1 pseudogene is annotated in these 260 nt (G+C 44.2%); it reads left to right on the top strand.

The window, feature by feature from the left end:
• Window positions 1-260, top strand: a pseudogene (locus AAEZ22_RS18470) (ATP-NAD kinase); the annotation flags it as partial.

The raw sequence follows: 260 nt of genomic DNA on the forward strand, positions 1-260 counted from the left end.
GGTTCAGGCAGCACCGTAGCGGCAGTCATGGAAGACCTTGGTTTAGAAAATACTTTGCTTGGTGTTGATGTTATTCAGCATAAAAGCGTGATTGCTAAGGATGTTACCGCGCAACAATTACTCGCGTTGATTGCCGATAAAAAAAGGTATTCTAGCGTCAAGCTAGTGATTACATTAATCGGTGGGCAAGGGCATATATTGGGTCGTGGCAATCAGCAGTTGTCACCGGAACTGATCCGGCAACTAGAAAAAGACAATAT

The organism is Pseudoalteromonas sp. 20-MNA-CIBAN-0454 (assembly GCF_040308685.1).
Classification (GTDB): Bacteria; Pseudomonadota; Gammaproteobacteria; order Enterobacterales; family Alteromonadaceae; genus Pseudoalteromonas; species Pseudoalteromonas nigrifaciens.